General features: G+C 39.3%; 20 protein-coding genes. 5 read left to right on the top strand and 15 right to left on the bottom strand.

Annotation, left to right across the window (positions count from 1 at the left end; translation table 11 throughout):
• Both frdC and frdD read left to right on the top strand, forming a co-directional pair.
• Entirely contained in the window at positions 1-393 is a 393-nt protein-coding gene (gene frdC, locus D7029_RS02360; RefSeq protein WP_088493866.1) for a fumarate reductase subunit FrdC, read from the top strand.
• 14 nt (positions 394-407) lie between these two features.
• On the top strand, positions 408-767 hold the full coding sequence (frdD, locus tag D7029_RS02355; RefSeq protein ID WP_194951739.1) for a fumarate reductase subunit FrdD: 360 nt from the start codon (positions 408-410) through the stop codon (positions 765-767).
• 65 nt (positions 768-832) lie between these two features.
• On the opposite strand, the gene sugE is transcribed toward frdD, so the two are convergent.
• The 4 genes from sugE to hydN form a co-directional block, all read right to left on the bottom strand.
• Positions 833-1147 carry a quaternary ammonium compound efflux SMR transporter SugE gene (sugE, locus tag D7029_RS02350; protein WP_069368216.1) on the bottom strand — a complete coding sequence of 105 codons (315 nt, stop codon included), beginning with the start codon at positions 1145-1147 and terminating at the stop codon, positions 833-835.
• A 131-nt stretch (positions 1148-1278) separates the two neighbouring features.
• A complete protein-coding gene (gene hybG, locus D7029_RS02345; RefSeq protein WP_036933156.1) occupies positions 1279-1569 on the bottom strand; it encodes a hydrogenase maturation factor HybG in 291 nt (96 codons plus the stop codon).
• Between the two features lie 8 nt (positions 1570-1577).
• A complete protein-coding gene (hypA, locus tag D7029_RS02340; RefSeq protein ID WP_088493870.1) occupies positions 1578-1919 on the bottom strand; it encodes a hydrogenase maturation nickel metallochaperone HypA in 342 nt (113 codons plus the stop codon).
• Between the two features lie 72 nt (positions 1920-1991).
• Positions 1992-2549: an electron transport protein HydN gene (gene hydN, locus D7029_RS02335; protein WP_194952573.1), complete on the bottom strand. Its 558-nt coding sequence runs from the start codon at positions 2547-2549 to the stop codon at positions 1992-1994.
• Between the two features lie 415 nt (positions 2550-2964).
• On the opposite strand from hydN, the gene D7029_RS02330 reads away from it, so the two are divergent.
• Together D7029_RS02330 and D7029_RS02325 are read left to right on the top strand one after the other, a co-directional pair.
• Positions 2965-4578 carry a sigma 54-interacting transcriptional regulator gene (locus D7029_RS02330; protein ID WP_194951738.1) on the top strand — a complete coding sequence of 538 codons (1614 nt, stop codon included), beginning with the start codon at positions 2965-2967 and terminating at the stop codon, positions 4576-4578.
• A gap of 167 nt (positions 4579-4745) precedes the next feature.
• The gene (locus D7029_RS02325; protein ID WP_194951737.1) at positions 4746-5633 is read left to right on the top strand and encodes a 2OG-Fe dioxygenase family protein; all 888 of its coding nucleotides are present in this window, start codon (positions 4746-4748) and stop codon (positions 5631-5633) included.
• A 20-nt stretch (positions 5634-5653) separates the two neighbouring features.
• Here D7029_RS02325 and D7029_RS02320 read toward each other — a convergent pair whose 3' ends face one another.
• The 4 genes from D7029_RS02320 to fdhF all read right to left on the bottom strand — a co-directional run bounded on the left by D7029_RS02320 (position 5654) and on the right by fdhF (position 11938).
• Positions 5654-6430, bottom strand: coding sequence for a MurR/RpiR family transcriptional regulator (locus tag D7029_RS02320; RefSeq protein ID WP_194951736.1), 777 nt, complete (start codon positions 6428-6430; stop codon positions 5654-5656).
• Between the two features lie 109 nt (positions 6431-6539).
• Entirely contained in the window at positions 6540-7901 is a 1362-nt protein-coding gene (locus D7029_RS02315; protein ID WP_099660037.1) for a 6-phospho-alpha-glucosidase, read from the bottom strand.
• A 14-nt stretch (positions 7902-7915) separates the two neighbouring features.
• Positions 7916-9493 (bottom strand): PTS transporter subunit EIIC, encoded by a 1578-nt coding sequence (locus tag D7029_RS02310; RefSeq protein WP_194951735.1) that lies wholly within the window; start codon positions 9491-9493, stop codon positions 7916-7918.
• 300 nt (positions 9494-9793) lie between these two features.
• Positions 9794-11938 (bottom strand): formate dehydrogenase subunit alpha, encoded by a 2145-nt coding sequence (gene fdhF, locus D7029_RS02305; protein WP_194951734.1) that lies wholly within the window; start codon positions 11936-11938, stop codon positions 9794-9796.
• Positions 11939-12469: 531 nt separating this feature from the next.
• Here fdhF and eptB point away from each other — a divergent pair.
• Positions 12470-14161 (top strand): kdo(2)-lipid A phosphoethanolamine 7''-transferase, encoded by a 1692-nt coding sequence (eptB, locus tag D7029_RS02300; RefSeq protein WP_194951733.1) that lies wholly within the window; start codon positions 12470-12472, stop codon positions 14159-14161.
• A gap of 83 nt (positions 14162-14244) precedes the next feature.
• On the opposite strand, the gene D7029_RS02295 is transcribed toward eptB, so the two are convergent.
• The 7 genes from D7029_RS02295 to D7029_RS02265 all read right to left on the bottom strand — a co-directional run bounded on the left by D7029_RS02295 (position 14245) and on the right by D7029_RS02265 (position 24728).
• Complete coding sequence (locus D7029_RS02295) at positions 14245-15441, bottom strand: lactate oxidase (protein ID WP_194951732.1); 1197 nt, start codon at positions 15439-15441, stop codon at positions 14245-14247.
• Between the two features lie 122 nt (positions 15442-15563).
• On the bottom strand, positions 15564-16187 hold the full coding sequence (gene ycaC, locus D7029_RS02290; protein WP_099074036.1) for an isochorismate family cysteine hydrolase YcaC: 624 nt from the start codon (positions 16185-16187) through the stop codon (positions 15564-15566).
• Between the two features lie 380 nt (positions 16188-16567).
• Positions 16568-17245, bottom strand: a complete 678-nt coding sequence (gene narI, locus D7029_RS02285; RefSeq protein ID WP_088493880.1) for a respiratory nitrate reductase subunit gamma — start codon at positions 17243-17245, stop codon at positions 16568-16570.
• A complete protein-coding gene (gene narJ, locus D7029_RS02280) occupies positions 17242-17967 on the bottom strand; it encodes a nitrate reductase molybdenum cofactor assembly chaperone (RefSeq protein ID WP_193775133.1) in 726 nt (241 codons plus the stop codon). The genes narI and narJ overlap by 4 nt, the downstream gene beginning before the upstream one ends.
• A complete protein-coding gene (gene narH, locus D7029_RS02275) occupies positions 17967-19520 on the bottom strand; it encodes a nitrate reductase subunit beta (RefSeq protein WP_088493882.1) in 1554 nt (517 codons plus the stop codon). The genes narJ and narH overlap by 1 nt, the downstream gene beginning before the upstream one ends.
• The gene (locus D7029_RS02270) at positions 19520-23281 is read right to left on the bottom strand and encodes a nitrate reductase subunit alpha (RefSeq protein ID WP_194951731.1); all 3762 of its coding nucleotides are present in this window, start codon (positions 23279-23281) and stop codon (positions 19520-19522) included. Before D7029_RS02270 ends, narH begins: the two co-directional genes overlap by 1 nt.
• A 52-nt stretch (positions 23282-23333) precedes the next feature.
• Positions 23334-24728 (bottom strand): NarK family nitrate/nitrite MFS transporter, encoded by a 1395-nt coding sequence (locus tag D7029_RS02265; RefSeq protein WP_194951730.1) that lies wholly within the window; start codon positions 24726-24728, stop codon positions 23334-23336.
• Positions 24729-24950 lie beyond the last annotated feature (222 nt).

Here is a 24950-nt window from a genome sequence, read left to right as displayed (position 1 = left end):
ATGACAACAAAACGTAAGCCTTATGTTCGTGGCATGCAACCAAACTGGTGGACGAAACTTGGATTCTATCGTTTCTACATCACCCGTGAAGGGACTTGTCTTCCACAACTTTGGTTCAGTCTGGTTGTACTGTTTGGTGTATTCGCACTGAAAAATGGACCAGAAAGTTGGGCAGGTTTCGTTGGATTCCTGAGCAACCCAATTGTAATGCTGATTAACATTGTGACCCTTATTGCAACGGTCTTCCACTCTGCGACTTGGTTCAAACTTGCACCAAAAGCAGTGGTTATCGTTGTTAAAGATGAAAAAATGCCACAAGAACCTATCGTTCGTGGTTTCTGGGGTGTCACTATCGTTGTTACTGCCGCTATTCTGGCAGTGGCGTTAATTTAACCCAGGAGGAAATAATGAATCAGAATCAACTTCCTAAGCGCTCTGATGAACCTATTTTCTGGGGATTATTTGGTGCAGGTGGTATGTGGAGTGCGATTGTTTCTCCAGCAATCATCATCCTGCTCGGTATCCTAATCCCTATGGGTATTGCGCCAGAAGCATTTACTTACGAACGTATTATGGCATTTAGCCAAAGCATCATTGGTCGTCTGTTCTTACTGCTAATGATTATTCTACCAGTTTGGTGTGCATTACACCGTATTCACCATACTCTGCACGATTTTAAAGTGCATGTACCTGCAAGCAAATGGGTATTTTATGGTGGTGCAGCAATTATCAGCGTTATCTCTATCATTGGTGTATTTACACTGTAATTGATTAATACGTAAGATAAAAAGCCACTCAATTGAGTGGCTTTTTTATGGAAAATTGATGATAATCAACTCGCTAACTTCAGTCCAATAATACCGAAAATAATCATAGCTAAACTGAGTAAACGATAGATATTCGCGGACTCACCAAAGACCAAAATACCAAAAATCGCGGTACCCACAGCGCCAATACCCGTCCAAATTGCGTAAGCTGTACCCGCAGGTAAGCCTTTCATGGCATAAGACAACATCCCCATGCTCACAACCATAGCACTAATAGTAATAATACTTGGTGTTAGACGCGTAAAACCGTGTGTGTACTTAAGGCCAACAGCCCAAACGATCTCTAATAAACCCGCGATAAAAAGAATAATCCAAGACATAACTTCCCCTACTCGATAAGTTGGGGTCGTCCCCTGAATACAAAGACAAAAAGCTGGGTCGTCCCAGCTTTCGAAAGATGAAGGTCAAGTATAAGAAAAAGAAATTAATCGTGCAATAGTACAAAACTAACTCAGTTTTTCTTCGGTGCGCCCTCTTCACCATAAAGAAAAGCGGAGACATCATCTTCCACTTCGCCCATTGCCATCAAAGCATCCAGAGTCTCTTTTGCTTCTTCTTCATTGACGATACTCATGGCAAAACCAACATGCACCAGCACCCATTTGCCAATCATGGTATGAGGCTCACCTTCGCAGACTAGCGCAATATTCACTTCTCGTTTAACGCCACAAACATCGACCATCGCATTTTCAGTGATTGTTTTTCCAACTTCAACAACCTGACCTGGAATACCAAGACACATAACAACCCCTATTCGATCTCTATTTGCTTTATTCGCATTGCATCGTCATTTTCAACGCGCATATTCTGACTACCACAAGATGGGCAACCTGCATTAAAGGTTGAAACAGTGACAACTTGATGACAATCCCAACACCATGCTTTTGCGGGGATAACCTCAATATGTAATTCACAGCCTTGGGCAAGGGTGTCTCTGCAAACAATATCAAAGCAAAATTCAAGTGCGCTGACTTCAACACAAGATAATGCGCCAATTTCCATCCATACGCTTTTTACTTTTTTTGCATTATTTAATTTAGCTTGAGAATCTATTATCTCAAATGCGCTCTGGCAAAGCGTGATTTCATGCATGTCGATACCTTATTGAAGCAGGATAAATAATAGCAACTATAGTATCAGTACATAGTTGCTTTATTATTGATCTTAGAACAACAATTCAGCACCGGTGTCAAAAGCAGCTTTACGACGACGCTCTTTAACCATTTCTTCAAGTGTATCTCTATCAATACACACTAAAGCGTGAGTTGGGCAGACTTCAATACATGCAGGGCCCGCTTCACGGTGGTGACATAAATCACATTTGTTTGCTTCTGCTTTAAATGCTTCAATCGCATTAAGTGCAGTTGATTTGCGCATAACAGGACGAGAAACCACTTCCATCGTGCCATAAGGACAAGCCAGTACACAGGTTTTACAGCCGATACATTTTTCCTGATCGACATAGTAATAATCTTTGTTATGAATAATAGCGCCATTTGGGCACACATTGGCACAAGGGGCATCTTCACATTGGTGACAAACAACTGCTGTACTGATTGAGAATCCTTTGATCACATGAATTCTAGGTTGGAAATTTTGCTCACTAATTTGGTCAATGGCTAAATTATCTTGGTCTGCTTGCTGATGTGACACAACACAAGCCACTTCACAAGTATGGCAACCAATACATTTTTTAGGGTCTGCAATGATGAAACGGTTCATCATATTCTCCTGCTTTTTGTTATATATAGCTGTTATATAGCCGTTATATATGGCGATAAATGCAACGCGTTATTCTAATTAAGAGTAATAATTAGAGTATCAATAGAATGAATCTAGCACGGTTCATGCCAATATATTTTTGATGTAACTATTCCTTATTTTTCAATTAAATAATTTTCAAATAAAAATGATTATTAATTAATAAATAAGTCACTTCGTCAAATTATTCGACAATTTTGACGATAAAATAAATCGCTATATATTTGATTATATAGTGATTTGATACGTTTATATTCTTAAGTTTCATTACATATACAAAAATAGCGGGTTGGATCAAAAATGATTCAGTCATTGATATAATTTTATTATAAACCTACTACAATATAGCTAATTTTTTAGGGCAATCGGTGGTGTCATGAAATTAAGCAGTAACAATGCTGAAACTATGGAGAGCCTTCGTAATGAGCGTAACCAATATCGAATATTGGTTGATATCACAAATTCTGTATTAGCTCATCTAGACATGGATGGTCTTATTTCTGAAGTCTCTAAAGAAATACATCGTTTTTTTGGACTGAACCATATTAGTCTTATGTTATGCCGTACCTCATCACAAAATAGTCATGAAGGTATTCTTTATTCTAGTCGTTATCAGACTGGGAAATCTGTCATTCGTCAACAACGTAAATTTAGTAGCGCGAATAACAAAGCCGAAGAAATTATTAATCAGAATAAACCTGTCTTAATTGATATTAATAAAGAAGATCAGGAAGATGTTTTGATTAAGCGTCTAGTTAAGCAAAATATGCAGACGGCTTTGTTATTGCCACTGGCTTTTAATCATAAACCTCTCGGTTTATTAATTTTAGCGCATGAAATAGGAAGTGTTTTTACTAACGATACTTGCCAATTGCTTCAACAAATTGCGGCACGTATTGGTATTGCCATTGAAAATGCCGCCGCTTATGAAGAGATAACGCACTTAAAAGATAGTTTAAAGAATGAAAATATTTGGCTTAATGAACAGATAGATAATAATGCATGCTTTAGTGAGATTATTTATCAAAGCGATGCTATGCATAATGTGCTCGAACAAATTGAGTTAGTGGCACAAAGTGATAGTACCGTTCTTATATTAGGTGAAACGGGTACTGGTAAAGAATTAATTGCACGCGCTATTCATCGTCTAAGCCAGCGAAAAAATAAGACGATGATAAAAATGAACTGTGCAGCAGTACCTTCTGGTCTTTTAGAAAGCGACCTCTTTGGTCACGATAAAGGTGCATTTACAGGTGCAACAAATACGCATATTGGTCGATTTGAAATGGCGGATAAAAGCACGCTATTTTTAGATGAAATTGGTGATATGCCCATTGAATTACAACCTAAATTGCTTCGTGTACTTCAAGAGCGTGAAATAGAAAGATTAGGTGGTAATAAAGTTATTCCTGTGGATGTTAGACTTATCGCAGCAACCAATAAAGATCTCCATGATTTAACGGATGAAGGTGAATTTAGAGAAGATCTTTATTATCGCCTTAATGTTTTTCCTATTATTATTCCTCCCCTAAGAGAGCGACCTGAAGATATCCCGCTTTTAGCAAAACATTTCACGCAAAAAATTGCGCGAAGAATGGATAGAAAAATAGATTGTATTCCAGCTAATGCATTGGAACAATTAACACTTTATCCATGGCCGGGTAATGTTCGTGAACTTGAAAATATTATTGAACGCGCAGTTATTTTAACGCGAGGATCAACATTAAATCTTCAGTTAAAAGAGCTTCATATTAATAAGCCCTCTCGTTTAAAACAGGTACTATCTCAACCTTCATCTATTGAAAAGCGTATGCAAACTAATGCGCCAGAAAGTGATGATGAGGAGCGAGAAAGGATAATTCAAGCATTGAGAGAAACCAATGGTGTGGTTGCTGGTGCTAGAGGCGCTGCTTTAAAATTAGGATTAAAAAGAACAACGTTATTATCACGGATGCAACGTTTAGGCATTTCAATTCCAGAAATACTTTAATTCTGAAATAATTACTTATTTAAAAAGAGTGTAATAAATTAATTACACTCTTTTTTTTCATCAATTTGAAACTTATTAATCTCTATCTATAATCTAGTTGATTATATTTTATTAGTTATTCCTCTAATTAATTATTAATAATATAAACCATCAATGGAGCATATTATATGAATAGCCTGTTTATAAATAAAATTAGTGAAATAAGAAAAGAATACAAAAATAATAAATATGTTTTTATTCCTCAAGATATTGTCATTGATTTAATAAAACAATTAGGTGCTGAAGAAAAAGATATTAATGCACTAATGGAATATGGTGACTATTTAGCACAAGATCCAACGCTTTCATTTCGTCACTCTCGAACTGGACGCTACCTTTTTGATAATGATATAGCAACGATCTCCAGACTAGAGTATCAACCTTTTGTTCTCACTGAAGAAGATGGATTTATTCGTGAAGATAGTGGCGCTCAACGGCATTTTAGAGCACTTGATGATCGCTGGCAGAGCAATACAGCTTATCAAGCGTTATTAAAATTAAAAATGCTATTAATTCAGGGTAATACATTTACACCACGTCACTTAACAGATCAAAATTCGCCTAAATCAATATCTACTGTTTTCCATTTAAGGTTAATTGCCCAACCAGATTCTTTAAGTGAACTTTCAATTGAAGGAGTTCATAAAGATGGCGTTGATCACACCATGATTGTGATGATGAATAAGAATAACGTTAAAGATAATACAGGGGCTTTACGTGTTCATTCACCGAAAGAAGCCATAGGAACACCTTGGCAAGAAGTTAACCCTGAAAATGTGCTTTATGAACACAATAATGCGCAATATCTTGATGTTCTATTAATTGCAGATAATGAATTAAATCATAGCGGTACACCTATTTTTACTCATGATAATAAAAATCAGGCTTACCAAGATTTTATCGTTTTGTTATCTCGCTATCCAACCGTTGATTCTCATCCATCACATAAATTTGATTCGATGAATTCACATCCTGACTTACCTTTAACGCTTTATTTAAATCAGTCAGTCGCTTAATTAAAGCATCATCGCATAAATTAAAATCGTTGAGCTCGGCTGAGTAATAAATCAATCATCAAGACAAGGTTTGATTCAAAAGACGAGCTCTCGATAGTGTCACAATGATAATTCACTGCATCGTCATAAATGGGGAAATGAATATCAGCAAGTTCAGCCAACGGATTGGCACTTGCTCGAGTAAAGGCAACAACCTTCATACCAATACTTTTGGCTATTCTCGCCTTTTCAACAACTTGTTCTGTCTCTCCGCTACGAGATATCGCAATAAAAACCGTATAGCGTGACGCATTATTAATAAAGATATTCTTACTGTCACTCAGTCCAGAAAGAAAAGCATCTTTACCAATCAGCTGTAACCGCTTACTGATATATTCTGAAAATATATGAGAAAAACCTGCACCATAAATAAAAAATGAGTTCTTACTGTTAATTAAATCAGCAAAAGCTTGTCTTCGTTCATCTGAAATTAAGGTGAAAGTTTTTAAATAGTTCGCCAAAAACTGATCAAAAAGAGGCTCTGCTACCTCATTTTCATCACTTTTCAGTTGATGGGATTTTTCAGCCGTAGATAACAACTGTTTGCAGTAATACACCAGCTCACTATAACCAGAAAAACCTAATTTCTGGCAAAGACGCATAATAGTGGTTGTCGAAACAAAATTGGCTTGTGCAAGTTCTCTAATGGTCAGCTTGCCGACTTGTGTCGGATTATCAATTAGATAAGAAAGGATGCGATATTCTGCACGGGTTAATTCTGCTGCTCTTGATAGTAAAGATGATAATCGTGCCGACATACCTGTTACCTTAATTGATACATCGTCCTTACCAACATAAAAGGAAAATGCTGTTCTGGTGATAGAACAGCATTCTTATTCAATTACTCATTAACAGCAAGTCTTGAGATCAAACACGCTTACCATTTACATAAGCTTTACGTAATTCAGGCCAATACTCACGATTTGCTTCAATCATATCATCGAGGATCTTCTTAGCGTGGATCACACTTGGCACTGTTTTATTCAGTGTGAACGCCTCAAGTGCTTTCTCGTAGCTACCTTCAAGGGTTGCTTCCACTAACAATTGCTCTGATGCCAATTGTTGCTCTAACAAAGTACGATGGAAACGCGGGATGTCGCCAACACGAATAGGCTCTGGTCCGTGAGAAGTGATATATGCTGGCACTTCGACCATTGCATCATAAGGTAAATCTGCAATCGCACCTTTATTTTCAACAATCACTAAATGGCGCTGACGTAAATCAAAGGCTAAAGAACATGCCACATCAACAATAAAGGCACCATGAACGCCAACGTGGAAAGCATCAGGTAAAATACCGGTCTCTTTGTATTCACGCGCAGCTTCAAATAAGCGTTTTTCACGACCATCCATCACTTCATTCGCACGGGTGTAATCTGGATCTTGATGCTCAACGATATAATTTGGCATCAAGTAATACTGCAAATATGGGTTTGGAATATATTCAGGGAATGCTTCCATTAATGGCTGAATATGACGCCATGTTTTCACCCATGATGGATCAGAGTGTTGTGGATCAGTTTGAGCTGCATCTTCAGTTAAAAGACCAAATTTAGCGATATGTTCACGTAATTCAGGCAGTTTCTCTTCACCTTTTACACGTACAGAAGTGAACCAACCAAAGTGATTTAGACCAAAATAATCCACATCTAAATCATGGCGATCAACATTTAATACGGCTGCCATATTACGCATCGCCGCAACAGGCATATCACAGATATTCAATACTCGAGCATTAGGACGTAAACGACGTACACCTTCAGCAACAATCGCCGCTGGGTTTGAATAGTTTACAATCCATGCTTTAGGAGAGGCATATTCCTCAACTAAATCAATTAATTCAACCATAGGTAAAATAGTACGTAAACCGTAAGCAAGTCCGCCAGGCCCACAGGTTTCTTGCCCTACAACACCATGACGTAATGGAATTTTTTCATCCTGCTCACGCATTTTGTATTGACCCACACGCATTTGAGCAAACACAAAATGAGCACCATCAAATGCGGTTTTTGCATCCGTTGTCACTGTAAATTTAATGGTATCACTATGATCACGGATCACTTTTTCAACAACAGGGGCGATGGTATCTTGGCGCTCTTGATCGATGTCGTATAAACGAATTTCACTCAGTGGGAAATCCTCTAAACGTACCATTAAGCTTTTGACAATTCCCGGTGTATAGGTGCTTCCGCCGCCTGCAATACTTAAGATAAAGGGTGATTTAGTCATCTTTCTTTCTCCTATTAAAGTGCGGCTTCGACCGCTTCACGCATTTTTTTCACATGTAATCCATAAACCACTTGAACATTATTACCATGGCGCACAACGCCTTTAGCACCGGTTTTCTTCAAGATATCTTCATGAATTACATCGACATTTTTAACAATGACTCTTAAGCGGGTATAACAATTATCAACCACTTCAATATTGTCACGTCCACCGAGTCCTTCAATAATCTCTTCACCTAACTCATTGATAGTTTGAGTGGTTTCTTCAGAGGCAGTGACTGCTTCTGCTTTTTTCTTGTAATCTTCTTTGCTGTATAAACGCGTCTCTTCATCATCATCTTCACGACCCGGTGTTTTAAGATTGAGTTTTAAAATCAAGGTTCTAAAGATAACGAAATAGAGAACTGACATAATCAAACCCACCACGATATACATAGGCCAATTTGATTTTTCAGTGCCTAACGGCAGGTTATATAAAATGAAATCAATGACACCGTTCGCACCAATCGCATGAACACCTAATAGGTAGAACAGCATCATGCCAATACCGGTTAATACGGCGTGAACTAAAAACAAAACAGGGGCAACAAATAGGAAGGAAAACTCAAGAGGCTCTGTTACACCAAGTAAGAAAGAGGTCGCAGCCGCAGGAATTAAAATCGCCTTCGCCATCTGCTTTTTCTCTTTTTTAGCCACAGAGATCATGGCAGCCGCTGCGGCAGTTAAGCCGAACATTTTAGCAATACCGCGCGCATCCCAAATCACAGTGCTGCTGAGTTGTTTAACCTCAGGGCACGCCATTTCAGCAAAGTAGATATTTCTTGCACCTTGATAAGTTGTGCCGCAAACATCAGCAACACCGCCTAGTTCGGTATACAAAAATGGGGTATAGACTAAATGGTGTAATCCAGTTGGGATAAGAATACGTTCTAAGAATCCATAAATCAGTGCACCAAAAGCACCAGAATCATGAATAACAAGCGCCATCTTAGTAATACCTGCCTGAGCAAAAGGCCAGACTTCACACATTAAAACAGCAAGTGCAATGGTGAATGGAATAGCAATAATGGCGACAAAGCAGTGACCAGAGTAGATAGCCATAATGCCGTTAAACTGACGACCTGAGTAACGATTATAAAGCCACCCTGATATTGCCCCAGTTAAAATACCGGCAAATACGCCCATCTCTAGGACTTGGACGCCTAATACCATGCCTTGACCAGCAGCTCGCATCTCTTCTGCGCTAACCAGTTTACCTTGTAGCGTTAGCGTAATATTCATGGCATTCGTGAAAATAACAAACACCACTAAGCCAATTAAACCAGCGTAGCCTTTGTCTTTTTTCGCTAAACCAACGGGAATACCCACAGCAAAGATCAGTGCTAAATTGATTAAAATAGCAACAGATGATTTTGCGAGTAATTGCCCAATACTTTGAATAACCGGGTGATTTAAAAACGGAATATATTCCGCAAGATTGCCATTGCCAAAGACATTACCTAAAGCGATATATAAACCGACAATAGGCAATATCAAGACTGGCCCATATAAGGATTTACCAAACGCTTGTAGGGCATTAATGAGTTTTTTCATACGGTATCTCGTTGTTGTTTTCTTACACTCATTTCCATGACAGCATCCTGCGCTGGCATTAAATAAAAAGCAATTTATCCACTTGATTTAGAAACGGATTACGCCAAAAGTAACATGTTACTTTTTTTATTGTGAGCCAACGCATGGTGAATATTCAGACAAAAGTTTAGTGATTTTTCGACGATAAGCAGAAGAGAAAAAGTCCAGACAACAATAAAAAATCATAAAAAAACCGAGCTTACTAACACAAGGTTAATAAACTCGGTCTTAAGGCAGAAAAACAATACTAATTAGGTCAGATTAGCCCTCGGCGGCTTCTCTTAAACGACGTTTAATATTGCTATATTCCGTTTTCACATAGTGTTCTGCCTGAGCCTGTTCCTTGATTGGCTCAACACATACTGCACAATATTTATACTCAGGTGTTTTAGTAATTGGGCTTAAGTTTTCTGCAACGAGTTCGTTACAAGCACCAATCCACCACTGGTAAGTCATATATACTGCGCCTTTATTTGGTCTATCACTGACCGCAGCACGCGTAATCACTTTACCTTGACGAGAGCGTATCCAAACTAACTCTTGATCTTTAATACCCAGTTGTTTGGCATCTTCAGTATTTAACTGAACATAACCTGGCTCATCTGCTAATGCTGCCAATGCTTTACAGTTACCTGTCATTGAACGGCAAGAGTAGTGCCCAACTTCACGGACTGTTGCCAGTACCATTGGGAATTCATCAGACAGTTTGTCAATTGGTGGTGCCCACTCACAAGTAAAGAATTGACCTTTACCGTTAGGGGTATCAAATTTACCGCCTTCGTACAGATATTGTGTACCAGGGCTATCTTCTGTTGGGCAAGGCCATTGAATATAAGCCAAGTCCGCCATTTTTTCGTAAGTCGCACCATAATAAATTGGGCATAACTCACGCAACTCATCCCAAATTTCTTTGGTATTGTTGTAATGCATTGGATAACCCATTGCTGTTGCCATCAGACTGATGATTTGCCAGTCTGTTTTTACATCACCAACAGGTTCAACGGCTTTATAGAAACGTTGGAAGCCACGGTCTGCCGCAGTATAAACACCTTCATGCTCACCCCATGATGTTGCAGGGAAAATAACGTCAGCAATCGCTGCTGTTTTGGTCATAAAGATATCTTGTACTATCAGTAGATCCAGTTTTTCAAACGTTCTACGGATGGTTGCTAAATCAGGCTCAGTTTGCAGTGGATCTTCACCCATTACATAGTGAGCTTTTAATAAGCCGTGATCGATATTATGAGGGACTTCACTTAACGCATAGCCCACTTCATCAGGCATGGATTCAATGCCCCAGAATTTAGCAAATTTCTCACGCGCTTTTTCGTCAGTAACGTACTGATAACCCGGCAGTGTATTAGGTAATGCACCCATATCACACGCACCTTGTACGTTATTTTGACCACGAACAGGGCCAACACCGACATATTTTTTACCTAAATTACCGGTTAATAATGCCAAGCTAGTCAGTGAACGAACAGTTTCAACGCCTTGGTAGAACTGAGTAACACCCATTCCCCAAAGAATTGTTGCTGTTTCTGCTTTCGCGTACATACGCGCAGCTTCACGAATAATTTGAGCACTTAAACCTGTTGTTTCTTCAACGGATTCAGGTGTATAGCTTTCAACTAATTTACAATATTCTTCAAATTGCTCGGTGTGATTTTCAATAAAGGATTTATCATGCAATCCTTCTTCAATAATCACATGCGCAATCGCATTTAATAGCGCAATGTTAGAGCCATTTTTTAAGCCTAAGTGTAAATCGGCTAAACGTGCTGTTTCGATGTAACGAGGGTCACATACAATAATTTTGGCACCCTTTTCTTTCGCCTTAACAATACGGCGAGCAACAATAGGATGCGAGTCTGCGGCGTTATAACCGAAGACAAATAGACATTTGGTATCCTCAATCTCAACGATTGAGTTGCTCATAGCACCATTACCGACCGAACGCTGCAGACCTGCAACCGAAGGGCCGTGTCAGACACGAGCACAGCAGTCTATATTATTATTTCCGATAACCGCACGAGCAAATTTCTGCATAACGAAGTTAGCTTCGTTACCAGGGCCTCGTGAAGAGCCGGTTGTCATAATAGATTTAGCACCGTATTTCTCTTTGATAGCAAGAAGTTTGCTACTCGCAAACTCAATCGCTTCTTCCCAAGAAACCGATTCTAATTTTCCGCCTCTTTCACGACGGATCATTGGTGTTTTAAGACGTGGAGTCAGTATCTTAGTATCATGGATAAAATCCCATCCATAATACCCTTTCAGACACAGCTCACCTTGGTTTGTTAAACCATTGGCTCCTTCAGCGCCAATGATTTTACCGTTTTCCACCTTCAGGTAGATTTTGCATCCTGAGGCGCAATACGGACAGACCGTGATGACTTTTTTCATCAACATTGCTCCTGTGTTCATCAACTTTCAGGTTATTACCTGATTCTCTCCTCTATCTATGCAGAGAGTGTGCCAAATAAGCACGCTTTTTTACTTTTCTACAACGCAATGAAAAATAAAGAAAAATAAAAAACATTGAGTGAGTAAGAAAACAATGAAAACTAAAACAATAGGAAGTGCTCGACACTAATGACGATATTTATGTCGATTAGTGTTTCTATCAAAATTCGTTATGCATTAACGCTTATAACGTAATTATGCTTCTTCATTTTATCTGTGGGATCAAAATAATAAATACGCTTTCTTATCTGCCTTTATCGGAGTCTTGCCGTATATAATGATGACAACCTTCTAATATCTCTATCAATATTCCTATCTACTAGAACTATTTAAAATTAATAATTTTGATATTAATGCAATTCAAATAAAAAATTTTTAAACTTCAATAAAAAAAAGAACATAATACTGAACCTGAAAACAACTTCGCGGTCTTAAAGACCTCTACACCTTATAAATTGATAATAATTGAACATGCAAAAACTAAAGTTTTTAAGGTTTTCGAAAGAAAACATTGCCCTTTTTTTAGCTGTCTACCTTGGTTTTTTTCTTAATCTTTCCGTCTACATTGGCCGATACGGCACACAGAATACAAACAACCCCCTCATTGATGCATTATATATCCTAGGTGAAATTGCGGTTAATATTGCCTTTACCTTCTTCTTATTACGATTACTCTCTTTCTTCGGCACTCTCTTTTTTAAAATAATTGCCTCTTTTATTCTCGTCGTGAGTGTTTGTGCTAGTTACTATATTTCTTTTTATGATGTAGTCATTGGATACGGCATTATCATTTCAACACTAACTACAGATACAGATTTATCTAAAGAGCTAGTTAGTCCAAATGTGATTATTTGGATTATTGGCTTATCTATTTTGCCATTAGCACTTATTTGGCTATGTAAAAAACCAGAAAAAAATCTCACGACACAACAAAAGAAAAAAATCTGGATAAAGAACACCGCCAAAATGTTGGTGATTGCACTGGCTGTTTTTGCCTATTTAAAAACACTCGATTCAAAACAAAAAGCCTATGAAATAAAAAATAATTTGGATCTGCCAAGTTATAGTGGTGGCTTAAGTTATGCCTATTTACCTACAAATTGGATTATTCCATTATTCCAATATGCAATAACACAGTATGACGATACGTTTAATAGCCAAAATATTTTTAATCCTGCCGATCACTTTACTTATCAATCTTCAAAGGCGAATGAAGATGTGTATGTCGTCTTTATTATTGGTGAAACAGCAAGATGGGATCATATGGGATTATTAGGATATGAACGTCAAACAAACCCGCTATTAAGCCAAGAGAAAAACCTCGTTGCCTTTAAAGGTGTTTCTTGTGATACCGCAACAAAGCTCTCTTTAAAATGTATGTTTGTTCGAGAAAACGGAACAGAAAGTAACGATCAGCGAACATTAAAAGAGAACAATATTTTTTCAGTATTAAGCCAATTGGGTATGTCATCAGAGCTGTTCTCAATGCAAAGCGAGTTGTGGTTTTACAATAAACTTGATTTAAATAACTACGCAATGAAAGAGATGATGACAGCCAAAAATAGCAATTTTGGTAAAGAACTTGATGACACCTTATTAATTGCTGAAACGGCGAATGCAGTTTCTCAGCATCCAAGAGGAAATCATCTCGTCATTTTACATACTAAAGGCTCTCACTTTATGTATTCACAACGTTACCCTGAATCATTCAAAAAGTATCAACCTGAATGTTTAAACGTGGATGATGAGTGTACTAAAGAGCAGTTAGTGAATGCTTATGACAACTCTATTCTTTATACCGACTATTTTATTGATGGCATACTCGACACATTACGCGATAAAAAAGCCATTGTGTTTTATACCTCCGATCACGGAGAATCCATTTCTGAAAAAGGTGGCTTACATGGCACACCAAAAGAAATTGCACCACCAGAACAATTTAAAGTACCTTTCTTAGTTTGGATGTCAGATAGCTATTTAGCAGAGCCTGAAAATAAGCAATTATTTGATAACCTAAAACGTAATCAAGATGCAGAGCGCACGTTCTATCATCATAATATTTTTGATTCGATGTTAGGTTGCTTGGGTTATTCATCTCCAGATGGTGGTATTAACAATCAAAATAACCTCTGTTTTGGTGAAACACCATCAACCCAAAATTAAATTTTCGTAATAACCAATAGACAAAACCCCATGCTCAATATCAAGCATGGGGTTTTTTATTATTCTTAACTTAAATAAGTTAATTATTGATTGAAACTGGCATCAGTATAAAGTTGAGTGGCTTGAATATCTTTTACTGTTTTCGCCCCACCTAACATCATATTAATTTTTAATTCTTTATTTAAATGTTGGATAACTGAATTTACACCTCCAGCGCCCCCTAAATTTAATCCATAAAGAATTGGACGACCAACAGCGACAACATCTGCACCACTGGCTAATGCTTTAAAGACATGTGAGCCACGACGTACACCACTATCAAAAACGATAGGAACACGTTTATTTACCACTTTAGCAATTGCAGGTAAGACATCAATCGTTGCTGGTGCACTGTCTAATTGACGACCACCGTGGTTAGAAACCCAAATAGCATCTGCGCCTGCTTTAATTGCCATATCTGCATCTTCAGGTGATTCGATACCTTTTACAATCACAGGTAAACCAGACATTTTTTTCACATACTGAATATCTGCTGGTGTGAAGGCTTGTTTAGCTTGAGCATAAATTTCGCTAATACCCGCACCTTTACCTGTCTTAGATTTATCATCGCTAATTTTTGCAAATGCTTCTAAGTTGGCAAAACCTAGTGGGAACTGGAAGCTATTTTTAATATCATCTTCACGATAACCACCGACAGGTGAATCAACAGTTAAAATGATACCTTTAGCGCCATACTGTTTTGCTTGAGATAAAATATACTCGTTAAAGGCATCATTTTTGCTCATATACAACTGGAAGAAGAAAGGATAACCCGGTTGAGCATCTGCCACTTCTTTAATGGTTTTATTACCATAAGTACTTAATGAAAAAATAGAGCCTGCTTTTGCCATACCTTTTGCTGTGGCGACTTCGCCTTGTTGATGTGCAAGCCCTTGAGCTGCCATCGGTGCCTGAATAATAGGCGTATCTAATTTAATACCCAAAAATTCTGTTTTTAAATCTAAGTCAGAAAATTCGATGCCTTGTAATGAACGAGGCATAATATATTTTTTATCAAATGCCGTTGTGTTTGAACGTAAATTGTTTTCGTCTTCAGCACCACCACGAATATAACCGAAAGCCCCTTTATCCATATTCGCTTGAACTTGTGCTTCCATCGCTTTTAAGTTAACTATTTTTATTGGGCCTTCTGCGGTACTTGCTTTATATTCAGCTGCTTGTGCAACACCCACACTTAATGCCATCGCAATAGCAGTGGTTTTTAATATTTTACTTTTCATTTTAGATCCATTTATTAATTAAGGGCTTATATCTATAATTTAATAAATTCAAAATTCAATTAAACTATATTTATCGAAAAAGAATATAAGCCCTATTTTTAGATAAAACTTAAATTAACCGCTTACTTTTTTGTTAAAGTATTATAGCTTGTCATAAGATTACGATAGTCTGGAATATGGTTAGCAAATAGCGCACCTAATCCTTCAACATCATTACGCCAATCACGGTGTAACTCACAAGCTAAACCAAACCAGTTAATTAATTGTGCCCCTGCTTTTGACATTCTATCCCACGCAGAGTCACGAGAAATGGCGTTGAAAGTACCTGAAGCATCCGTTACCACAAAGACTTCAAAACCTTCTTCAAGTGCTGATAATGCAGGGAATGCGACACACACTTCAGTCACTACACCGGCAATAATCAGTTGTTTTTTACCCGTTGCTTTAACCGCTTTTACGAAATCTTCATTATCCCATGCGTTGATTTGACCTGGACGGGCGATATAAGGAGCATCTGGGAACATTTCGACAAGTTGAGGCATCAGAGGGCCATTGGGGCCATCTTCAAAAGAAGTCGTTAAAATGGTAGGTAAATTAAAGTATTTAGCGGCGTTAGCTAATGCTAATACATTATTATTGAATTTATCAGGCTCAATATCTCTGACTAAAGAAAGTAATCCAGCTTGATGGTCTACCAACAGAACAGCAGCATTATTTTTATCGATACGATGATATTTAAAGCTCATAATAATCTCCGATAGCATAATAGAGGTAAGACTTAATTAGATCGCAGCACCAAATTTATATGGCAATAATCAGATTAATTTAAATTTACACTTTGATTTATTTATTAATAATAAATAATCGATGGTAGAACTTTAAATTTAATTAAATATCACGATATTTAATTAACTGCTTATTTGTTTATATAAATTTATTCGTTTTGTTAAAAAGAATTATAAGTACAATCTTGCTTAAATGAATCTAAAGATTATTGTTTTAACCATTCAAAAATTTTGTTGATGTTTTAGAAGAGGAAAAAGAGATAAAAAAAACCCCCGCGGGCGGGGGTGAGATAAGCGCAACTAAAAGGTCTCTAACTTACTATCAGGAGGTCGAGCAGTCATTAATGACGATTACGCACAATTTGATAGCGACGAGTTAAATACTCAATTGGCACGCTCCAAATGTGGACTAATCGACAGAATGGGAATAATAGGAAAATCGTCATTCCTAAGAAGATGTGTAACTTAAATACCCATGCAACACCTTCAAGATTTGCTGAAGCGCCACCGTGGAATGTCACAATAGATTGTGCCCAAGCCACCAGCTTCATCATTTCACTACCGTCCATATGTTGGGCCGAGAAAGGAATCGTCAGCAGACCTAACGCAACTTGAATAACCAGCAGCGTTAAAATCATGATGTCACCAAATGAAGATGTGGCTCTTACTCGTGGGTTGGTTAAACGGCGTTTTAATAGCATTACACCTCCCACCAGCATTAACACACCACAAGTACCACCACCGACCATCGCCATAATTTGCTTATATTCAATCGGCAAGAAAGATTCATACATCCAATGTGGTGTTAACATCCCCAGAAAGTGACCAGCAAAAATACCGAGGATCCCCACATGGAATAAGTTAGAGGCAAGGCGCATGTTTTTCTTGTCTAACATCTGGCTAGAGCCAGCACGCCATGTATATTGACCATAGTCATAACGTAACCAGCTACCAATAATAAAAACGGCACCAGCAATATAGGGATAGATATCAAAAAATAACATATTGATGTAATTCATTTTTGTGCTCCCGTATCCAACGAATTCCCCACGTTGAGATATTGAACGGCGGTCTCTTGTGCAAAACGACGCTGATGTTGGCTGATCTTGCCACTACCACATTGCGTACCTTCTCCAAGAAACGTCACTTGTTCTTCTTCCCACACAGCATCTAATGCAGCAGGTGTATCATCTAAAGGCTCTTTCTCTACTTGAGCGGTCAGTTGTGATGCTTCTAATCCACTTTGTGAGAGACAAAGCAACACATCAAAGAGCGCGTGATAATCGCTGCCTCGCTGTTTTAAACGCTCACCTAACAGAGCCAAAATAGGCGCAATGTTATTTAGCCCTTCAATACACTCCGTTGTAGGTAAAAGCGTTAAGTACTCAAGGTAAGTAGGCAAATAGTCAGGAAGTTCACGACTACTTAATGTGATCCCTGCTTGTTGATATTGATTGAGTAGATCAACCATTGCCTGACCACGATCGCGAGACTCACCATGAACGTGTTCAAATAACAACAGTGATCGCGCCCGACCTCGATCAAAAAGTTCGCTGTAATTGGATTGCGCATCTAACAACTCTTGTTGCGTTAAGGCATGAATAAATGCCATTAATTTAGCAACTTGAGTCACAGGAAGCTCATCGGCTTCCTGTAATGCATTGAGCAGTTCGCCTCGATTATCCCACAATTCTTGTGTGGGATAATCTAAGAGATGGGAAATGATTTTCAGAGAGATCATTATATTTTCTCCTCTGAACGACGCTCATCCTGAGGTGTTCTTGATGTGATATCAATCGCATCAATACGATGACTATTAAACAAATTAAATTTGCTATCACTACCATGACAACCGTCACCAAAGCTAAAACCACAACCATTACGTTCTGGGAAAGCTTCTCTTGCGAGTTCACGATGACTTGATGGAATAACAAAGCGATCTTCGTAATTTGCAATAGCCAGATAGCGATACATCTCTTGTGCTTGTGCTTCAGTCAAACCGACTTGTTCTAATGCACTTAAGTCTGTTTTTCCTTCCACAGTTTCAGCACGTTTGTAATGACGCATCGCAAGCATTCGTTTTAATGCTAATAACACAGGTGCTGTGTCGCCCGCTGTCAGTAAGTTAGCTAAATACTGAACTGGAATACGTAAGCTTTCGACATCAGGCAGTACACCAGTATGTGGTAATACCCCCGCATCAGCAGCTGACTGAATAGGTGACAAAGGTGGCACATACCAAACCATTGGTAAGGTGCGATATTCAGGGTGCAGTGGTAATGCAAGCTTCCAATCCACTGCCATTTTGTAGACAGGCGAACGCTGTGCTGCATCAATCACACTTAACGGAATACCTTGCTCTTCAGCGGCTTTGATCACTTCAGGATCGAATGGATCTAAGAAGATATCTAACTGGCTTTGGTATAAATCTTTTTCATTATCCGCACTGGCAGCTTGTGAGATTTTATCTGCGTCATATAACATCACACCCAGATAGCGAATACGTCCTACACAAGTTTCTGAGCACAGTGTTGGCTGACCTGCTTCAATACGTGGATAACAGAAAATACATTTTTCCGACTTACCGCTTTTCCAGTTGAAGTAGATTTTTTTGTATGGGCATCCTGTTAAACACATACGCCATCCACGGCATTTATCTTGGTCGATAAGCACAATACCGTCTTCAGCACGTTTATAAATTGCACCACTTGGGCATGTCGCAACACAAGCAGGATTTAAGCAGTGTTCACATAAACGAGGTAAATACATCATGAATGTATTTTCAAACTGCCCATACATCTCTTTTTGCATGTTGGCGAAGTTTTTGTCCGCTGCACGTTTACTAAATTCGCCACCTAAATCGTCTTCCCAGTTTGGGCCTTTTTCGATTTTGGTCATGCGCTGACCTGTGATCAACGAACGAGGACGTGCAGTCGGTAACGAGCCTTCTGGAGCATTTTTTAAATGCTCGTAGTCATAATCAAAGGGCTCATAGTAATCGTCTAATGCAGGAACATCAGGGTTGGCAAAAATTTTCGATAATAGACCAACACGGTTACCCATTCTTGGTACTAATTTACCTTTGATATTTTTGATCCAGCCACCTTTCCACTTCTCTTGGTCTTCCCAATTTTGGGGATACCCTGTACCCGGTTTGGTTTCAACGTTATTGAACCATGCGTATTCAACACCTTCGCGACTGGTCCAAACATTTTTACAGGTTACTGAACAGGTATGGCAACCGATACATTTGTCGAGGTTCAGTACCATACCGACTTGTGAACGAATTTTCATTATGCCTTCTCCTGTCCATTCAGGGTCTGTTGATAAGCATCACCTTCACCATCAAGCCAATCAATCTGTTTCATTTTACGCACCACAACAAACTCATCACGGTTAGAGCCCACAGTACCGTAATAGTTAAAGCTATAAGCTAATTGAGCGTATCCACCAATCATATGCGTTGGTTTAGGGCAAACACGCGTCACTGAGTTGTGAATACCACCACGCATTCCTGTCATTTCAGATCCCGGCAGATTTATTTGGCGCTCTTGTGCGTGATACATATAAATCATGCCATCAGGAATACGTTGGCTGACAATGGCTCTTGCCGTTAATGCACCATTACTGTTGTATGCTTCAACCCAATCGTTATCGCTAATTCCCATCTCTTTGGCATCATCTTCACTCAGCCAAACCACAGGACCACCGCGACCTAGCGTTAACATTAGTAAGTTATCGCTATAGGTTGAGTGAATACCCCATTTTTGGTGAGGCGTCAGGAAGTTCAGCGCTTTCTCAGGGAAACCATTTGGTTTTTTACCTTTAACGGCATCAATGGCTTTGGTATCAATCGGTGGACGATAGACCACTAAACTTTCACCATAAGCACGCATCCACTCGTGATCTTGATACAACTGTTGACGACCACTTAAAGTACGCCAAGGGATCATCTCGTGAACGTTGGTATAACAGGCGTTATAAGAGACATGCTCATCTTCAAGACCAGACCATGTTGGGCTTGAAATGATCTTACGAGGTTGAGCAACGATATCGCGGAAACGAATTTTTTCGTCTTCTTTCACTTTGGCTAAGTGAGTGTGATCGCGTCCTGTCACTTTACTGAGTGCATCCCACGCTTTTACAGCAACCTGACCATTAGTTTCAGGTGCTAAAGAGAGAATAACTTCAGCTGCATCAATCGCCGTTTCAATAGCAGGACGACCTTTTGCCACACCATCATGACGGACACGGTTGAGTTTTTTCAGGAAATCGACTTCTGTTTGCGTATTCCAACTGATCCCTTTACCGCCATTACCTAATTTGTCCATCAGAGGGCCAAGTGAGGTAAAGCGAGCATAGGTATTTGGATAATCACGCTCAACAGGAATAAGGTGTGGTGCTGTTTTACCCGGAATAAGGTCACATTCACCTTTTTTCCAATCTTTCACATCAAAAGGCTGTGCCATTTCAGCGGCAGAGTCATGCTGAATAGGCAATGTCACTAAATCTGTTTCAACCCCTAAATGACCAACACACAATTTAGAGAAAGTTTTAGCAATGCCTTTATAGATTTCCCAGTCTGTTTTAGATTCCCAAGCAGGATCAACTGCGGCAGTTAATGGATGAATAAATGGATGCATATCCGAAGTATTCATATCATCTTTCTCATACCATGTAGCGGTTGGTAAAACGATGTCGGAGAAGAGACAGGTACTTGACATACGGAAGTCTAAAGTCACCACTAAATCAACTTTACCTTCGCCGCCTTTATCTTGCCATTCCACTTCTTGTGGCTTAACTTGGCCTTGCTCACCTAAGTCTTTACCTTGTAAACCGTTTTCAGTTCCCAGCAAGTATTTCAGTAAATATTCATGCCCTTTACCCGCAGAGCCTAATAAGTTAGAACGCCAGATAAATAAATTACGTGGGAAGTTCTGTGGATTATCTGGTTGCTCAGCTGCAAAGCGAATTTCACCTGATTTCAATGCATTAACCGTGTAATCAGCGGCACTAATACCCACTTCTTGCGCTTTTTTCGCAATAGATAGAGGATTTAGATTTAATTGAGGCGCTGATGGTAACCATCCCATACGCTCTGAACGCACATTCATATCGACCAAACTACCGCTAAAGCGAGATTTATCGGCTAATGGTGATAACAACTCTGTTGGTGATACGGTTTCATAACGCCACTGACTTGAGTGGTTATAGAAAAATGATGTGCTGTTCATATGGCGAGGCGGACGTTGCCAGTCAAGACCAAAGGCTAATGGCAACCAACCAGTTTGTGGACGCAGTTTTTCTTGTCCAACATAGTGTGCCCAGCCACCACCACTTTGACCGACGCAACCACAGAAAATCAGCATATTGATAATGCCGCGATAAGTCATATCCATGTGGTACCAGTGGTTAATACCGGCTCCCACAATCACCATCGAACGACCGTGTGTTTTTTCTGCGTTATCCGCAAATTCACGTGCAATACGAGCGATATCTTGGCGACCTACACCTGTCACTTTTTCAGCCCATGCTGGTGAGTATGCTTTGATTTCATCGTAGTTTGATGCACAGTTTTCATCATTTAAACCACGATCTACACCGTAGTTAGCTAACAATAAATCATAAACAGTTGTGATGTATTTCTCTTCGCCATTCGCAAGTGTAATACGCTTAGCAGGCAGTTTATGAACAATCACATCATCAAGGGCAACACCTTCAAAGTATTCACTCTTGATCCCACCAAAGTAAGGGAATGCTACATCAACAATATCATCGTGGTTATCTAAAAGACCTAATTGTAAAGTGACATCTTCGCCACTTTTGCCGTCTTTAGGCTCAAGGTTCCATTTAGCTGCACCTTCCCAACGAAAGCCCATAGAACCTTGAGGAGCAACTAATTGCTGTGTTTTTTCATCAATAGCAACGGTTTTCCACTCTGGATTTTTCTCTTGATCCAGATTGTTCACTAAATCAGAAGCACGCAACATACGACCTGCAACTAGCTTGCCTGAGTCGTGTTTATCTAACATCACCAACATTGGCATGTCAGTGTAAGTGCGCACGTAGTTACTAAAGTATTCAGTTTGGCGTTTAACGTGGAATTCGTTAAGAATAACGTGTCCCATCGCCATTGCCATCGCACTGTCAGTACCCTGTTTTGGATTTAACCATTGATCACAGAGTTTCGCGATTTCAGCGTAATCAGGTGTTACCGCAACGGTTTTAGTCCCTTTATAACGAACTTCTGTAAAGAAGTGGGCATCTGGAGTACGTGTTTGCGGTACGTTAGAACCCCATGCAATCAGGTAAGAAGAGTTATACCAGTCTGCTGATTCAGGAACGTCGGTTTGCTCACCCCAAGTCATTGGCGATGCAGGTGGTAAATCACAATACCAATCGTAGAAGCTTAAACATGCGCCACCAATCAGAGATAAATAACGCGCACCCGCAGCATATGAGACCATCGACATAGCCGGAATTGGCGAGAATCCGATAATACGATCAGGGCCAAACTCTTTTGCTGTAAACACGTTAGAAGCAGCAATGATTTCATTCACTTCTGACCATGACGAGCGAACAAAACCACCACGCCCACGTGCTTGCTTATAGCTTTTAGTTTTTTCTGGTGAACTAACAATAGAAGCCCATGCATCAACAGGATCGCTATGTTGTGCTTTTGCTTCACGCCATAATTTAATTAGGCGTTTACGTACCATTGGGTATTTAACGCGGTTCGCGCTATATAAATACCATGAATAGCTTGCACCACGAGGACAGCCACGAGGCTCATGATCTGGTAAATCAGGACGTGTACGTGGGTAATCCGTTTGTTGGGTTTCCCATGTCACTAACCCATTTTTGACGTAAATTTTCCAGCTACAAGAGCCGGTACAGTTTACACCGTGAGTAGAACGAACAATTTTGTCGTGTTGCCAACGACTACGGTAACCATCTTCCCAATCACGGTTAACATTTAGCTCTTGGCCATGATCCTTTGAAAAGGTATCACCAAGTTGCTTAAAATAGCGGAATCTATCGAGAAACTTACTCATCAGATACTCTCCCAATGCGCGCGAGCGCTCTCACATTGCGTATAATTCGTCATTATTGTTTATTGTGTTTACGTCCATAGACCAACCAAGTGATCAAGACGCAGGCGATATAAAATAGAACAAAGATTTTCATGGCACCGGCAGGAGAGCCAGTCATAGCCAATGATGTACCGAAGGCTTTAGGAATAAAGAAGCCACCAATTGCACCAATTGCAGAGATAAAGCCAAGCGCCGCTGCACTTTCAGTCACCGCTTCTTTTTGAGCGGCTTCGTCTGAGGCACCTTGTGCTTTCATGCGATCAATCGTGATTTTTCTAAACACCACAGCAATCATTTGGAATGTAGAACCACTTCCTAAACCAGCGGTTAAAAACAGCACCATAAAGACACCGAAGAAGGCGATAAATGAGCCACCAGCACCATTGATAGGCAGTGTTAAGAAAAGCAGAGCAGAGAAAATTGCCATGATGATAAAGTTGATCAGTGTGACTCTAATACCACCAAATTTATCCGATAAAGCACCACCTACAGGGCGAGCTAAAGCACCTAATAAAGGTCCGAAGAACGCATAATGTAGAATGACGATATCTGGGAACTGGGTTTTAGAAAGCATTGCAAAACCCGCAGAGAAACCAATAAATGAACCAAAGGAGCACAGATATAAAATACTTAATAACCAAAGGTGACCCCGTTTTAATACGGGTAATTGCTGGCTTAAAGAGGCTTTGTTAGCCGCCAGATCGTTCATGCCAAACCAAGCAGCAAAGGTCAGAATAAGTAAGAAAGGAACCCAAACCCATGCCGCATTTTCTAACCATAAACGTGAACCATCAGGCTGAACAACACCAGGGCCACTAAACATAGCAAACACGCCAACACCAACCACTAATGGCGCAACCAATTGCATAACGCTAACACCCAGATTGCCTAATCCGCCATTTAATCCTAAAGCACCACCTTGACGTGCTTTAGGGAAGAAAAAGCTGATGTTTGCCATACTGGATGCAAAGTTTGCACCTGCAAAACCGCATAGCAGTGAAATCACAATAAAGGTTGAGTAAGACGTAGTGGTGTCTTGCACTGCAAAACCAAGCCAGATACAAGGAATGATGAGAAAGACGGTACTGATTGCTGTCCAGCGACGACCGCCAAAAATAGGAATAACAAAAGAATAAGGAACGCGTAAAATAGCACCAGAGACTGAAGGCAGTGCAGTCAGCATAAACAGCTGATCTGTGGTAAAGTTAAAACCTACTTTGTTCAAATTTACTGCAACTGCACTAAAAAGCATCCATACACAGAACGATAAAAGTAAACAAGGAACAGAAATCCATAAATTGCGTGAAGCGATCTTTTGACCAGTCTTTTCCCAAAAAGCTTTATCTTCAGGATGCCAATCTTCGATCACCCCTTTTCTCATTTTTTCTGGGTGTTGAGTGAGTGCCATAACAACCTCGATTAACGGTTAGATTGGCACCTTTGTACGATTAGAATTGTTAATTAGTCATGATCTGCATCAAGCAAAGATTTGTTTGATTTTTAAGCTAAAGTCGTTCTTTACACCTAAGTGTTAATAGGATTATCCTTAATTTTTCATTTTAAATTAATAAGTTAAATTAAAAGCGCTATAATTTAGAAGTGAAATTACCTCTATCAGATATTTAGGGGT

Origin of the sequence: Proteus vulgaris, assembly GCF_016647575.1 — a bacterium.
Taxonomy (GTDB): domain Bacteria; phylum Pseudomonadota; class Gammaproteobacteria; order Enterobacterales; family Enterobacteriaceae; genus Proteus; species Proteus mirabilis_B.
The sequence above is the reverse complement of the archived record's forward strand: the minus strand, read 5'-3'. Positions and strand labels throughout refer to the sequence as shown.